The 13,625-nt window shown below is 32.1% G+C and carries 13 protein-coding genes; 9 read left to right on the plus strand and 4 right to left on the minus strand.

What is annotated here, in order from left to right; translation table 11 throughout:
• Positions 1 to 42: 42 nt before the first annotated feature.
• Positions 43 to 705, minus strand: coding sequence for a tRNA (5-methylaminomethyl-2-thiouridine)(34)-methyltransferase MnmD (mnmD, locus tag ASE40_RS09475; RefSeq protein WP_057116702.1), 663 nt, complete (start codon positions 703 to 705; stop codon positions 43 to 45).
• 304 nt (positions 706 to 1,009) lie between these two features.
• Between mnmD and ASE40_RS09480 the strand changes: the two genes are divergently transcribed.
• A complete protein-coding gene (locus ASE40_RS09480) occupies positions 1,010 to 2,080 on the plus strand; it encodes a branched-chain amino acid aminotransferase (RefSeq protein ID WP_057116703.1) in 1,071 nt (356 codons plus the stop codon).
• A gap of 146 nt (positions 2,081 to 2,226) precedes the next feature.
• Here the strand turns inward: ASE40_RS09480 and ASE40_RS09485 are convergent, their stop codons facing one another.
• A complete protein-coding gene (locus ASE40_RS09485; protein ID WP_057116704.1) occupies positions 2,227 to 2,607 on the minus strand; it encodes a nucleoside triphosphate pyrophosphohydrolase family protein in 381 nt (126 codons plus the stop codon).
• A gap of 454 nt (positions 2,608 to 3,061) precedes the next feature.
• On the opposite strand from ASE40_RS09485, the gene ASE40_RS09495 reads away from it, so the two are divergent.
• The 4 genes from ASE40_RS09495 to ASE40_RS09510 all read left to right on the plus strand — a co-directional run bounded on the left by ASE40_RS09495 (position 3,062) and on the right by ASE40_RS09510 (position 5,771).
• The gene (locus tag ASE40_RS09495) at positions 3,062 to 4,216 is read left to right on the plus strand and encodes an SRPBCC family protein (RefSeq protein ID WP_057116706.1); all 1,155 of its coding nucleotides are present in this window, start codon (positions 3,062 to 3,064) and stop codon (positions 4,214 to 4,216) included.
• A 77-nt stretch (positions 4,217 to 4,293) separates the two neighbouring features.
• Positions 4,294 to 4,836 carry an RNA polymerase sigma factor gene (locus ASE40_RS09500; RefSeq protein ID WP_057116707.1) on the plus strand — a complete coding sequence of 181 codons (543 nt, stop codon included), beginning with the start codon at positions 4,294 to 4,296 and terminating at the stop codon, positions 4,834 to 4,836.
• Between the two features lie 33 nt (positions 4,837 to 4,869).
• Positions 4,870 to 5,289, plus strand: a complete 420-nt coding sequence (locus ASE40_RS09505) for a hypothetical protein (protein ID WP_057116708.1) — start codon at positions 4,870 to 4,872, stop codon at positions 5,287 to 5,289.
• A 23-nt stretch (positions 5,290 to 5,312) separates the two neighbouring features.
• Entirely contained in the window at positions 5,313 to 5,771 is a 459-nt protein-coding gene (locus ASE40_RS09510) for a hypothetical protein (RefSeq protein WP_057116709.1), read from the plus strand.
• A gap of 74 nt (positions 5,772 to 5,845) precedes the next feature.
• On the opposite strand, the gene ASE40_RS09515 is transcribed toward ASE40_RS09510, so the two are convergent.
• The gene (locus ASE40_RS09515; RefSeq protein ID WP_057116710.1) at positions 5,846 to 6,907 is read right to left on the minus strand and encodes a hypothetical protein; all 1,062 of its coding nucleotides are present in this window, start codon (positions 6,905 to 6,907) and stop codon (positions 5,846 to 5,848) included.
• A gap of 149 nt (positions 6,908 to 7,056) precedes the next feature.
• Between ASE40_RS09515 and ASE40_RS09520 the strand changes: the two genes are divergently transcribed.
• From ASE40_RS09520 to ASE40_RS09535, 4 genes are all read left to right on the plus strand, one after another.
• Positions 7,057 to 7,533, plus strand: a complete 477-nt coding sequence (locus tag ASE40_RS09520) for a hypothetical protein (RefSeq protein WP_057116711.1) — start codon at positions 7,057 to 7,059, stop codon at positions 7,531 to 7,533.
• A 116-nt stretch (positions 7,534 to 7,649) separates the two neighbouring features.
• Positions 7,650 to 8,933 (plus strand): hypothetical protein, encoded by a 1,284-nt coding sequence (locus ASE40_RS09525; protein WP_057116712.1) that lies wholly within the window; start codon positions 7,650 to 7,652, stop codon positions 8,931 to 8,933.
• 130 nt (positions 8,934 to 9,063) lie between these two features.
• Entirely contained in the window at positions 9,064 to 11,037 is a 1,974-nt protein-coding gene (locus tag ASE40_RS09530; RefSeq protein WP_057116713.1) for a KUP/HAK/KT family potassium transporter, read from the plus strand.
• 136 nt (positions 11,038 to 11,173) lie between these two features.
• Positions 11,174 to 12,388 carry an RsmB/NOP family class I SAM-dependent RNA methyltransferase gene (locus tag ASE40_RS09535; protein WP_057116714.1) on the plus strand — a complete coding sequence of 405 codons (1,215 nt, stop codon included), beginning with the start codon at positions 11,174 to 11,176 and terminating at the stop codon, positions 12,386 to 12,388.
• Between the two features lie 193 nt (positions 12,389 to 12,581).
• On the opposite strand, the gene ASE40_RS09540 is transcribed toward ASE40_RS09535, so the two are convergent.
• Entirely contained in the window at positions 12,582 to 13,625 is a 1,044-nt protein-coding gene (locus ASE40_RS09540) for an AMP-binding protein (RefSeq protein WP_057116715.1), read from the minus strand.

Consider the following 13,625-nt stretch of genomic DNA (forward strand, 5'->3'; position numbering starts at 1 on the left):
TAAAACATATAAATCAATCTAGAATAATTCTAAATAGTTCATTTAAACCTTTTTAAAAGCTCGAAACATTTCTCTTTTCCCTGGAGGGCCTGCCAATTTTTCTACTGTAAACCCAACTTCGATCATACTTCTTTTAACAACTCCGCGCGCTGCATAAGTTACAAGAACACCGTTTGGCTTTAAACTATTGTACATTTTCTGAAAAATTTCTGTACTCCAAAGCTCCGGTTGTACTCTATATCCGAAGGCATCAAAGTAAATCAAATCAAAAATTTCAAAGTCATTTATTTCGTGAAAAAATTGTTTCCTTTTGGTTAACGAGAACAGATCGCAAATTTCTACCTTTTTATCCCATTCAGTTTTATGCATTTTTTCAAAAATGTTCTCAAATTCCAATGCTTCCAGCTCTTCGGCATAATTCATCTCCAGAATTTCATTTGCATCAACGGGATAAGCTTCTACTCCAACGTAATCAATATTCTGTTTTTTACGGACAGCTTCTAAAAAAGTAATAAAGGCATTTAAACCTGTTCCAAAACCTATTTCTAATATACTTATTGGCTGTTCAAATAAATCAAGTCCGTTTTTAATAAATACATGTTTAGCTTCTTGAATTGCACCATGTTTTGAATGGTAACATTCATCCCATTCTGGCAAACGAATTGTAGTTGAGCCGTCTAGCGTTTTAATTATTTCCCTTTTCATTTTTTCGAAATTTGTAATAGCTTTTTATTGATTTTCAAGCCATTTTAATATTCAAAATTAGTCAAAACTAATGCGTAAAGCCTTAAAAATCGATAGTTTTTTCATAAAATCTTTATAAAAACGAATTAAATATTTGAGTTTATTATAGGATAAATAAATCTCAATCAAAAGCAGTAAATAATGAATTTTCACTAAGCTTTTTACATTATTTTACTTAATTTTGCATTCAATAAATTCTATTTTACATGATATCATCACGTTAGATTCTCGACCGTGAAATATCTCACAAAAAACTTACATAACTATGAGTACAACTCAAACAAGCAAAATTGAAATCATAAAAGCTACTTCTACAAAAATAAACGAAGTAGATTTTGACAACTTAAGTTTTGGTGCTGTATTTACAGACCATTTATTCGAATGCGATTTTAAAAACGGACAATGGCAAAATCCTGTCATTAAACCTTATGCTCCTATTTTGATGGATCCATCTTCAAAAGTCTTCCATTATGGTCAAGCTATTTTTGAAGGAATGAAAGCTTATAAAGATGACAATAATGATGTTTGGTTGTTTAGACCGGATGAAAACTACAAACGTTTTAATAGTTCTGCAGTAAGAATGGCAATGCCAGAAATTCCAGAATCTATTTTTATGGATGGTTTAAATGAATTATTGAAATTAGACAAAGACTGGATTCAGAGAGGAAACGGAGCAAGTATGTATATCCGTCCGTTTATGATTGCTACAGGACCTGGAGTTATCGCCAATCCTTCTGACGAATATAAATTCATGATTTTACTTTCTCCTGCAAAAGCTTATTACGGAGGTGAAGTAAAAGTAATTATTGCTGAACATTACAGTAGAGCTGCAAATGGCGGAATTGGTGCCGCGAAAGCTGCTGGAAATTACGCTGCGCAATTTTACCCAACTAACTTGGCAAACAAAGATGGTTTTCAACAAGTTATCTGGACTGATGATGCAACGCACACAAAATTAGAAGAAGCTGGAACAATGAACGTTTTCTTCAGAATCAACGATACTTTATTGACTGCTCCAACAAGCGAAAGAATTTTGGATGGTGTTACTAGAAAAAGTTTGATCGCAATGGCTGAAAAAGAAGGTCTTAAAGTAGAAGTTCGTCCAGTAATTGTTTCAGAATTAGTTGAAGCTGCTAAAAACGGATCTTTAAAAGAAATTTTTGGAGCTGGAACTGCTGCAGTTATCAGCGTAATTAAAGGCTTCTCTTATCAAGATGAATATTATGAAATGGCTCCAATCGAGAATTCATACGCTTCTTTCTTAAAAGAAAAACTAACAAGTCTTCAAAACAAACTTTCTGAAGACACTTACGGATGGACAGTTAAAGTTCAATAATCAAAAGATATTTATAAAAACAAACCCGACAAATTTTAAAAAATCTGTCGGGTTTTGTATTTTACTCTATTATCGTATAACTATTTAAACGCAATATTGTTATTTCTCCTTCGTCGAAATGACACTCAAATAGCACAGCGATTTTTTTACAAAAGCTTCGAAAAATCAGGTTTAAAATAATTTGGACCTTTCATTACCTTACCGTCTTCACGATAAATTGGTTTCCCATCTTCGCCAAGCTTACTCATATTACTACGCTGAATTTCATCAAAAACAGCTTCAATTTTATCCTGAAGCCCGTGTTCTATAATTGTACCGCACAAAATATACATCATATCTCCTAGCGCATCTGCAATTTCAACTAAATCATTATTTTGAACTGCCTCATAATATTCTTCATTTTCCTCTTTCATTAAATTGTAACGAAGTAATTTTTTCTCAGCTCCAACATCGGCAATTGGTGTTGCGCTGTGGCCAATTTTAAAAGCGGTGTGAAATTCAGTTACGGCGTCAAGTTGTTTTTTCATATAGTTGTTTCTTTTTTTTGCTAATTTAAGGTACTTCGATATAAATCTAGCAATAAAACTGAATTAAATCAAAAGGCAATTTAGCAGCAAATCGTCTGCAATTCTCTAAATTTGCCAAAAATAATTTTAAAGCTATGTTTAGTCAAGGACAATTAATATTTGGGGTGTGTTTTTTTATTGCTTTTGTAATCGTAATGATATTTGCTTATCGAAAAGATTTAGCATTACATAAAATCTTTTACAAAGGAAATTATAAAGTATTACTTGTTTTTTTACTATTCATCGCAATTTTATTTTTGATTAAAATTTTCTTTAAAAGATAATTATCTTCAAATTTAAAAGGGTCTTTTTTCGATAAAAAAGTATATCACAGCAAAATAAAACCTAATAATTATTGGTTATTAGTAAGACTCACAATAAAATTTATAACTTTACGAAACCAAACAATCTACCAATGAAAATTCTTAAGTATTTATTTCTTTTTGCGTTATTAAGTCTTGTTGCCCTTACCGTTTTTGTTGCTACACAAAAAGGAATTTTTGATGTAGAAAGAAGCAAAGTAATCAATTCGCCTCGTGCAACGGTTTACAATTATCTTAATGATTTTAGAAATTACGAAGATTTTGAATCTTGGTCGGTTGAAGATCCTTCAATACAAATGACTTTTCCGAACAAAACAAGCGGAAGCGGGGCTTCTTTTTATTGGGACGGGGTTGAAGGAAAAGGAAATGCAATCATCTTGAAAACAAAAGATGGTGAAAGCATTGAGCAAAAAATGAAATATGAAGGTACAGAAGCAGATGTGAGCTGGACTTTAAAAGATACCTTGAACGGAAAAACTAAAGTTACCTGGAAAGGAAAAGGAACTATGAGTTTTCTTTTCAAAATCTACACTGCATTACATGGAGGTTCTGACAGAGTTATTGGTACTATTTATGAAAAAAGTTTAGCCAATATTGATAAAAACCTTGATTACGAAACAAAAACTTATGCTGTTAAAGTTGATGGATTGGTTAAAAAAACTGAAACTCCATATATAAAACAAACTTTTACAAGTGAGATAGAAAAAGTAAACAAAAATGCCCGAATTGTAATTCCGAAGCTTATTCACTTTAGCGAAACAAACGGATTATCTGCAAGCGGAAAGCCTTTTATTATTTATCATACGTACGACACTAAAACAGGTTTAGCTAAAATCTCTATCTGTTTACCTATTAATAAAGAAATTTCTATTAGTTCTGGAAGTGACATTCTTTCTGGAAAACTTAACGGATTCGATGCTGTAAAAACTACGCTTACCGGAGATTATTCTCATAGAAATGAAGCTATTGCCAAAACAACAGCTTTTATAAACAAAGAAAAGATTACTCCAGAATTAAGCTGGTCGCATCTTGAAATTTGGACACTAAGTAAATTGGATGTTAAAGGCTCGTCTAAATTAGTTACTGAAATTTATTTCCCAGTTAAACCTAAAGTAGAAGAACCTGTAGTAACTACACCAGTTTATTCACCAGAAACCCAAGCGGAACCAGCACAGAAAAAACCTGCTGCTACTCCAGCCCCAGCTGCAACAACTCCTGCTAAAGAAGAAGAACAGTCAGAATTCTAAACTTTAGGTTCACTCATTAAACCTTTTGTTTTAAATTCAGTCTAAGTTATATTAAGAAGGTTTACAAAACAAAAAGTTTGATAGACGAAAAGGAATTTATAAAACAATTATTAAACCCTGAAACGCAAAATGCTGCGTTTCAAAAACTCCTATCTGATTATCAGAGACCTTTGTATTCTCATATTCGAAACATAGTTTTGAATCATGATGATGCCGATGATGTCTTGCAGAATACTTTTGTAAAAGTCTTTCAATATCTTAAAAACTTTAAAGGTGAAAGTAAACTTTTTTCATGGATGTATCGTATTGCTACAAACGAAGCTTTGACTTTTTTATCTCAAAAAGCAAAATTAAGCGGTATTTCATCCGAAGATCTGCAGAATAAAACAATTGACAACCTAAAAGCAGATCTTTATTTTGATGGGGATGAAATTCAAATCAAACTTCAAAAAGCAATTGTAACACTTCCAGAAAAACAACAGCTGGTTTTCAAAATGAAATATTTTGAAGAATTAAAATATGAAGAAATAGCAGAAATATTAGGTACTTCTGTGGGAGCTTTGAAGGCGTCTTATCATCATGCAGTAAAAAAAATCGAATTATATGTTACATCAAATTAAACCTTTTGTAACTAAAACTATCTTATAGGTATTATGAAAACATTTAAATTAGAAAACGAACCAAAAATAAAATCTGGATTTAAAACTCCAGAGCATTATTTTGATGATTTTTCAGAGAAAGTTTTACAGCAATTAAACGAAAAAGAAGTAAAAGTAATTCCTTTTTACAAACGTAAAAAAACATTCTCTCTAGTAGCGGCAGTGGTAGTAGGTTTTGCCTTAATGATTCCAATTGTGAACAATTATAGAGCAACATCAAATGATCTTGACGAAGCTACTTTAGAAACCTATTTATCGTATCAATCTAATTTGAATCAATACGATTTAATTCAAAAATTAGATGACAGCGATATAGAAAAAATAAACAATGACATTACTTTGGAAGATGAAACGATAGAAGATATTTTATCGACCAGTCCGAACATAGAACATTTAATTTCAGAACAAAACTAAATTAAACTTAACTCAACTTAACAATGAAAATAAAAAATATTTTACCGCTTCTGCTCTTTCTGACCAGTTTTTCATTTTTTGCACAAAATGGAAAAATTGACGAAAAGCGTGAAAAAATTAAAGCTTTTAAGGTTTCTTTTTTGACAACAGAATTAGAGCTGACTTCTACAGAAGCCGAAAAATTCTGGCCAATTTACAATGCTTACGACGACAAGCAATTCGACTTAAAGCATTTGAAAATGAAAACTTATCTGCGAAAATTAAATGATGACAACATCAATAATCTTTCAGATAAAGATGCAGTAACATTACTATCGCAAATAGAAAGTACAGATAAGGAATTGTATGTACTTCGAGAAAAATATATGACAAGCTTAAAGAAAGTGCTTTCAGCAAAAAAAATACTAAAGCTTAAAAAATCTGAAGACGACTTTAATCGAAAATTACTACAGCAATATAGAGATAAAGCTGGTAAAGATTAAATTCAAATACGAAACAACAGTGATAAGGACCCTATATAATAATACTTACTTTATTATTTAGGGTTCTTATTTTTTTATTTAAAGTTAAGTCGAACTACTTTATTGTGTCCCGCAGCAATTGCAGTATTACGATTGACAAATCGGATGGTAAAAAGCTTTGAATCTGTAGAAAGCTGTGTCCAGTTTTCACCTCCATTTTGAGAATATTGTATTCCTTCAGAACCCACACAAATAATTTCTCTGCCGCTTCCTCCTGGAACATATTGCACACATGATGCATAGCCAAATCCTAGATTCTGGCCAATTAATTCCCAAGTTTTTCCTCCGTCTTTTGTAAAAGCTTTATTATCTAGTTTTTTATTCGGAAATTCATAATCTCCACCAGCAATAAATCCTTGTTTAGAATCGTAAAAATCGGCCGTAAAAATTCCTGTCATTTCCTTTCCCTGCACAATTGGAGTTTCAATTACTTTCCATGTTTTTGCTTTATCTGGCGAATAGAAAACACGTGATTTTTTTCCTCCAGAAACCAGCCAAGTATCATTTCCTTTTATTACAATATTCGTATTACTGGCAGCAAAAGCAGCTTCTCCGGTAGCATTTGTTGGTAATTTATCAGATAATAATTTAGTCCAAGTTTCTCCTCCATCGCGGGTAACAATAACAGAAAAAGTATCTTCTGTTGGGTCACCAATTGCAATTCCTTCTTTATCGTTCCAAAACTGCATGCTATCATAAAAAACTTTGGGATTAACTTCTTTATAAACCAATTTAACTTTACGATCTTTTTTTGATACAGAATAAAGTAAAGCTGGATTTGCGACGCTCAGTAGAAATATATCTTTAGAAGTTTGAGCAATACTTCTAAATTCTAATTTAAGCGTATCTCGGTAAATATGCTCTTCAAATTTCTCTTTCTTATCTAGGTCATAATATCCAAAACGCGAATTATCAGCACCATACCAAACTTTATTTTTATCAATTAGAATTGCTCTTATACTAATTCTATCTTTAAATAAGGTATCTACAGTCATTGATGTAAAACCGCCGCTGTAGCAAACTTTAGTTTTATAATTAAATGTTTTAAAAGACATCAATAAAATAAAAATACCACAAAATAAAGCGAGTTTTTTCATAAGAATTCAAAATTTGGTTAATGCTAAAATACGATTATTTCTAACAATTCAAATGATTTTTTCTGGCATAATAATTGAAGTATATTTCTTACAATTATAAAAAATAAAATATGAGAATTATAGTTTTAACTGGAATCTTACTATTATTTATGAATTCAGCTCATTCACAAAAAGTTAACGTATATCCTAACAGTTCTTACGTACAAGAAAATTTAGATTTAAATGCTGTAGGCTTACTATTTGAAGAATCTGCAGATCTCGCAGACTTTGAGAAAAAAATAAATTATCCCCAAGATCGAATTTCAAATCTTGATTTAAATGATGATGGAAAAGTTGATTATTTAAAAGTTTCAGATAAAATCGAGAACAACATTCAAATAATAAAAATTCAATCTGAAATAAGTCCCAATATATATCAAGATGTAGCATCTATCAATATTATATTAAAGAATCAAAATAGAAGTGCAAATTCGGCTATCCGCACAGATCGTCAAAATATAAATCCAAACAGGAATGCAGATAGAGAACGAAGTTCATATTATAATGACTCAGGTTTACGTGCTAAAGACATCATACTTCCGTTTATGTACACAGCACTAAATATCTATTTAACTATTAGAAGATAAAGCACCCAATAAAATCACACTCATTATCAACAACATAAAATCTAAAAGCAATAAAATTATTTTGTGGCACAGTAATTGGATATCTACTAATACAAATAATTTAATATGATTTAGTCATGAAAGCGAAATTACTTATAATAGCCCTATTTGCATTAGCAATCAGTTCATGTCAAGCACAAGCCGGAGCTACTGTATACGCCAAAAATTCAGATATAAGCGATAATTTAGATTTAAGAGCAGTAGCTTCTATGTTTGGAGAATCTGCAAATCTTCAAGATTTTGAAAGAAGATTAAACGATCCTAAATATCAAATTTCTAACCTTGATTTAAATGGCGACGACCAAGTTGATTACCTGCGTGTAATTGAATCTGTAGAAGACAGAACCCACGTTGTAATTATTCAAGCTGTTTTGGATCGTGATGTTTACCAAGACGTTGCTACTATCGATGTTGAAAGAGATAATTATAATAAAGTGAGTGTTCAGGTTGTTGGAAACTCTTATTTATATGGCGACAACTATATTTATGAGCCTGTTTACAGTGTTGTTCCAGTAATTTATACTTCTTTCTGGGTTACTAACTACAGACCATACTATTCAACATGGTATTGGGGTTACTATCCAACATACTATTCTGCATGGAGACCTTATCCTGTGTATAGATACAGAAATAACATAAATGTATGTATCAATGTTCACAACAGCTACAACTACGTAAACACTAGAAGAAGTTACAGAGCTCCAGCTATTTATGAAACAAGACGTACATATGGTTACGAAAGAATGAAACCAAATTACAGCTTTGCTCAAAGACATTCTAATGTTAGCAACAGATACGATTTAGATCAAAGAAGAATTGCAAGCAGAGAATCTAATAGAAATTCGAACACTTACAACACTAACAGATCGAATACTGGAAGAGTTTATTCAGAAAACAGAAGTACGAATACAAATTATAACACTAACAGAACAGCTTCTGATAGAGGTTACAACACAAATCGTACAGCAAATACTAACAGAGACAATACTGCAACAGTAAATGCACCTGTAAGAACTGAAAATACTCAAAGATCAGATTATGGCAGAAATAATTCGGCTACTACTCCTGCTGCAAGAGGAAATTCAGAAAATAGAGGTTATAGTAACAGACAATCTTCACAAACAAGTGAAGCTCCTAGAAATTATTCTGAAAACAGAGCAAGTTCAAATAGAATGAATACTCAGTCTGCTCCAGTTCAAAGAACCGAGCCTTCAAGAAACTATTCTGAAAGCAGATCAAACACTGCAAGACCTCAAAACACTCAGCGTTCTGAGTCTCCAAGAGTTAGTCAAGAATCAAGAGGAGGACAGACACAGAGAGAAAGCGGCTCAAATTCAAGAGGCGGCGGAAGAAGAGGTTAACAATATTTCAATTTATCATTAAAATAGAAGCACAATTTTACGATTGTGCTTTTTTTTATCTTTTTAATTTTAATTGCTTCTAATTTGTTTTAAAACAGTAAATTTGCAACCGTCTTTTATAAAAATATACATGAGCGCATCGCATAAAAACTTACATAGTAAGTTGTCTATTGGGGGTTTATTGATTACTTTAGGGATTATTTATGGAGATATTGGAACATCTCCATTGTACGTAATGAAGGCTATTCTGGGCGATCACACGATTAATGCCGATATTGTTTTAGGAGGTATTTCTTGTGTGTTTTGGACCTTGACATTACAAACTACAATTAAATATGTACTTATTACCTTAAGTGCAGACAATCATGGTGAAGGTGGAATTTTTGCACTATACGCATTAGTCAAGAAAACAAAAATTCAATGGCTCATTGTGCCCGCCATCATTGGAGGAAGTGCCCTTCTTGCAGACGGAATTATAACTCCGCCGATTTCAATCTCATCTGCTGTAGAAGGAATTAGGGCATTTTATCCAACAATGGAAACACAAACCATTGTCTATATTGTTATTTCGATCTTATTTGTTTTATTTACGATTCAGCAATTCGGAACTAAACTCGTTGGTAAATTCTTTGCACCAATGATGTTAATATGGTTTGCGATGCTGGGAACTTTAGGAGCTATACAAGTTATTAATTTTCCAGAAGTAATTAAAGCTATTAATCCATATTACGCTTATCATTTATTATCGATTCATCCTGATGGTTTCTTTGTTCTTGGTTTTGTATTTTTATGTACAACTGGAGCTGAAGCTTTATACTCTGACATGGGACACTGTGGAAGAAAAAACATCAGAATCAGCTGGATTTTTGTAAAAACAACATTGGTTCTAAACTACTTTGGACAAGCAGCTTATTTAATTCACCATGAAGGAAGTACGTTGCAGCAACTAGGTGGAGAAAACGGGAATCCGTTTTACTTAATTATGCCGCATTGGTTTTTACCATTCGGAATTGTAGTGGCAACATTAGCAGCTGTAATTGCTTCTCAAGCGCTTATCAGCGGATCATTTACTTTGATAAATGAAGCTATGCGTTTGAATTTCTGGCCTAAAGTAAAAATCAAATATCCAACAGAAGTAAAAGGTCAATTATACATTCCGTCAATCAACTGGTTATTGTTTTTTGGTTGTGTTGGAATCGTTTTACATTTTGAAAAATCTGGAAACATGGAGCATGCGTATGGTCTAGCCATTATTTTATGTATGATCATGACCACGATTTTGTTGAATTATTACTTAATCATGAAACGTGTGAAATTATATTTCATGGTTCCGTTGATCACAATTTATCTTTTGATTGAATTTAGTTTCCTTTTTGCTAATATCACGAAATTCGCTGAAGGTGGTTATGTAACATTGATTATTGCAAGTATGCTGATCTCTGTAATGACTATTTGGTACTTAGCTAAGAAAATTAATAAAAACTACACGAAAGTGGTTAAAATTGATGACTACAAACGTGTATTAGTAGAACTAAGCCAAGATTTATCTATTCCGAAATATGCGACACACTTGGTTTACATGACCAATGCAAACCGAGTTGACGAATTGGAGGAAAAAGTAATTTATTCTATTCTGCAAAAACGTCCAAAAAGAGCTGATATTTATTGGTTTGTTCACGTTAATATCTTGACAGAACCTTATAAAACACAATACAAGGTAACAGAAATCGCTAAAGACGATATTTATAGAATTGACTTTAATTTAGGTTTTAGAGAACCTACTAAAATCAATTTGATGTTTAGAGAAGTTATCAAAGACATGGTGAAACGCGGCGAAGTAGATATAACAAGCCGTTACGAATCTTTAAACAAAAACAATATTATTGGAGACTTTAAATTTGTTTTATCTGAGAAATTCTTATCAAACGACAACGATTTAAGATGGCATGAAAACATTATCATGAATTCTTACTTCTTTATTAAAAAACTGAGTTTGTCTGAAGAAAGAGCTTTTGGACTAGACAGCAGTTCTGTAAAAATAGAGAAATTCCCAATGGTGCTTCATGCGCCAGAAAATATTGGATTAACGCGTATAATTAAATAAACGCTTTTAAATAATTCAAAAAAACACTCTATCTTTTAGAGTGTTTTTTCTTTTAATGAGAATCTGAATTAAGATTCAGTATTAAAAATTTAACTTTCAATCAATTAATAGTACCTTTGCAACTCAAATATTAAAAATGAGATTACACAGAAATTTAGTTTATACTACCATCGACTCTTTAAATGCAATTTTCAATGAGGGAGAATATGCAGACAAAGTGGTAGCCAGAGCATTAAAAAAAGACAAACGTTGGGGAAGTTCTGACAGGAAGTTTGTTGCTGAAACGATATACGAAATTGTTCGTTGGAAACGATTATACGCAGAAATTGCAGATGTTAAGGAACCTTATGACAGAGATAACTTATGGAGGATGTTTGCCGTTTGGGCTGTTCTTCGCGGTTATCCAATTCCTGATTGGAGACAATTGGAAGGAACTCCTGAAAGAAAAATAAAAGGTCGTTTTGACGAATTATCTAAAAATAGAGCTTTAAAAGAATCTATTCCAGATTGGATGGATGAATTAGGAGTTAAAGAATTGGGTGAAAAAGTGTGGGCAAAAGAAATTGCCGCACAAAATCAGCCAGCAAAAGTTATTCTTAGAACCAATACTTTAAAAGGTACTAAAGAAAACCTTAGAAATACTCTGATGGATTTAAATATTGAAACAGAATATTTAAAAGATCAGCCAGAAGCTCTTGTTTTAAAAGAAAGAGCAAACGTATTTTTAACAGATGCTTTTAAACAAGGTCTTTTTGAAGTTCAAGATGCAAATTCGCAATTAGTTGCAGGATTTTTGGATGTAAAGCCTGGAATGCGTGTTGTTGACACTTGTGCTGGAGCTGGAGGAAAAACATTGCATATGGCTTCTTTAATGGAAAATAAAGGTCAGTTGATTGCAATGGACTTATACGAAAGCAAATTAAAACAACTAAAGCTAAGAGCTAAAAGAAACGGCGCTTTTAATATTGAGTACCGTATTATCGACAGCACAAAAGTGATTAAAAAACTACACGAGAAAGCAGACCGTGTTTTAATTGATGCACCTTGCAGTGGTTTAGGAGTTTTAAAGAGAAATCCAGATTCTAAATGGAAATTACAGCCTGAATTTATTGATAATATTCGTAAAGTACAGAGTGAAGTTTTAGAAAACTATTCTAAAATTGTAAAACCAGGCGGTAAATTAGTTTACGCAACTTGTTCTATATTACCATCAGAAAATCAGGAGCAGGTAGAGAAATTCTTAAAAACAGAAATCGGACAACAATTTACTTTTGTTGAAGACCGTAAAATGCTGGCTTCAGAATCTGGTTTTGACGGATTCTATATGGCGCTTTTAGAACGTAAAGCATAATTTAAATTCCAATATTTTTAAATTCCAAATTCCAATTATTTACGGAATAACTGAATATTTAAAAATCCAAATTCCAATCTTAAACTTGGAATTTGGATTTTTTTAATTTCTGATATTGGTACTTCGTTGTCTAACTTTGACAAAGTTCTAAACTAAAAACATTGGAATTTGGAATTTTTAATTTGAAATTTCTTCAAGATTGCAAGGTCGGCTTTCGCAGTAACTTTCCGTTTTCGTTTTCTTTAAATTTTGAAACAAACACAATTTCTTTCGGTTTTTCATATTTTCCCAAAACATCAAAGAAATCGGCTGGAAAGTCTTGCTTTTCACCTTCAATAACCAAAACTAATTTTTCTCCTAAAACAGTATCAGGAAGTCCAGTTACAAAAAATCTGTTACTTATTTTGCCGATCAATTTAGCTTCAATCTGTTCTGGAATCAGCTTCACTCCTCCACTATTAATTACATTATCAATTCTTCCTAGAAAAATAAATTGCTGTTCATTTACCAATTCTACCAGATCATTAGTCACAATTGGTTCATCAGAAATTGTAGAAACATTAATTACTAGACATTGACGATCGTCTTGAGATATTTTTACGTTTGGCAGAATTGAAAAAACAGAATCTCCCAGGCGTTTTGCTGCAATATGAGTAATTGTCTCCGTCATTCCATAAGTTTCGTAGATTTCGGTTTTAAGCGGTAAAAGTTGTTCCTCAAGAGAAGAATCCATTTTTGCACCACCAATTATCAGCTTACGAACTTTTGAGAGTTCTTTTATCGAATTTTGAACCTGAAGCGGAACCATCGCAACAAAATCATAAGTTTTAGAATTTAAAGCCAGCGGATGAAGACTTGGCGAAACTACGTCAAGTTCTAATCCTAAAATTAGACTACGCACCAGCATCATCTTTCCCGCAATAAATTGAGTTGGAAGACACAATAAAGCTTTATCTCCCGGTTTTAAGTCGAAGAAATCACCAGTTGCCAAGGCAGAATGAATCATTGCCTGTTTTTGCAGTCGAACTAATTTAGGAAGACCAGTAGTTCCTGAAGTTGTCATTTCGATATATTCTTTTTTATCAAACCAATCCAAAAAGAACTCTCCTATTGATTGTTCGTAAGCATCTCCTTCTTTGATAAAACTATAAGCGACACGACACAAATCTTTTGCGTTTAAATGATAACCATTTAACTTAAAATAATTGTGAACATTTTTATGGGTTAAATTTGACAT

The organism is Flavobacterium sp. Root935, assembly GCF_001429295.1.
Taxonomy (GTDB): Bacteria; Bacteroidota; Bacteroidia; order Flavobacteriales; family Flavobacteriaceae; genus Flavobacterium.

Coding starts and splice junctions, on each gene's coding strand:
- mnmD (WP_057116702.1), bottom strand. CDS start 705: ATGAAAAGGGAAATAATTAAAACGCTAGACGGCTCAACTACAATTCGT.
- ASE40_RS09480 (WP_057116703.1), top strand. CDS start 1,010: ATGAGTACAACTCAAACAAGCAAAATTGAAATCATAAAAGCTACTTCT.
- ASE40_RS09485 (WP_057116704.1), bottom strand. CDS start 2,607: ATGAAAAAACAACTTGACGCCGTAACTGAATTTCACACCGCTTTTAAA.
- ASE40_RS09495 (WP_057116706.1), top strand. CDS start 3,062: ATGAAAATTCTTAAGTATTTATTTCTTTTTGCGTTATTAAGTCTTGTT.
- ASE40_RS09505 (WP_057116708.1), top strand. CDS start 4,870: ATGAAAACATTTAAATTAGAAAACGAACCAAAAATAAAATCTGGATTT.
- ASE40_RS09510 (WP_057116709.1), top strand. CDS start 5,313: ATGAAAATAAAAAATATTTTACCGCTTCTGCTCTTTCTGACCAGTTTT.
- ASE40_RS09515 (WP_057116710.1), bottom strand. CDS start 6,907: ATGAAAAAACTCGCTTTATTTTGTGGTATTTTTATTTTATTGATGTCT.
- ASE40_RS09520 (WP_057116711.1), top strand. CDS start 7,057: ATGAATTCAGCTCATTCACAAAAAGTTAACGTATATCCTAACAGTTCT.
- ASE40_RS09525 (WP_057116712.1), top strand. CDS start 7,650: ATGAAAGCGAAATTACTTATAATAGCCCTATTTGCATTAGCAATCAGT.
- ASE40_RS09530 (WP_057116713.1), top strand. CDS start 9,064: ATGAGCGCATCGCATAAAAACTTACATAGTAAGTTGTCTATTGGGGGT.
- ASE40_RS09535 (WP_057116714.1), top strand. CDS start 11,174: ATGAGATTACACAGAAATTTAGTTTATACTACCATCGACTCTTTAAAT.
- ASE40_RS09540 (WP_057116715.1), bottom strand. CDS start 13,625: ATGTCAAATTTAACCCATAAAAATGTTCACAATTATTTTAAGTTAAAT.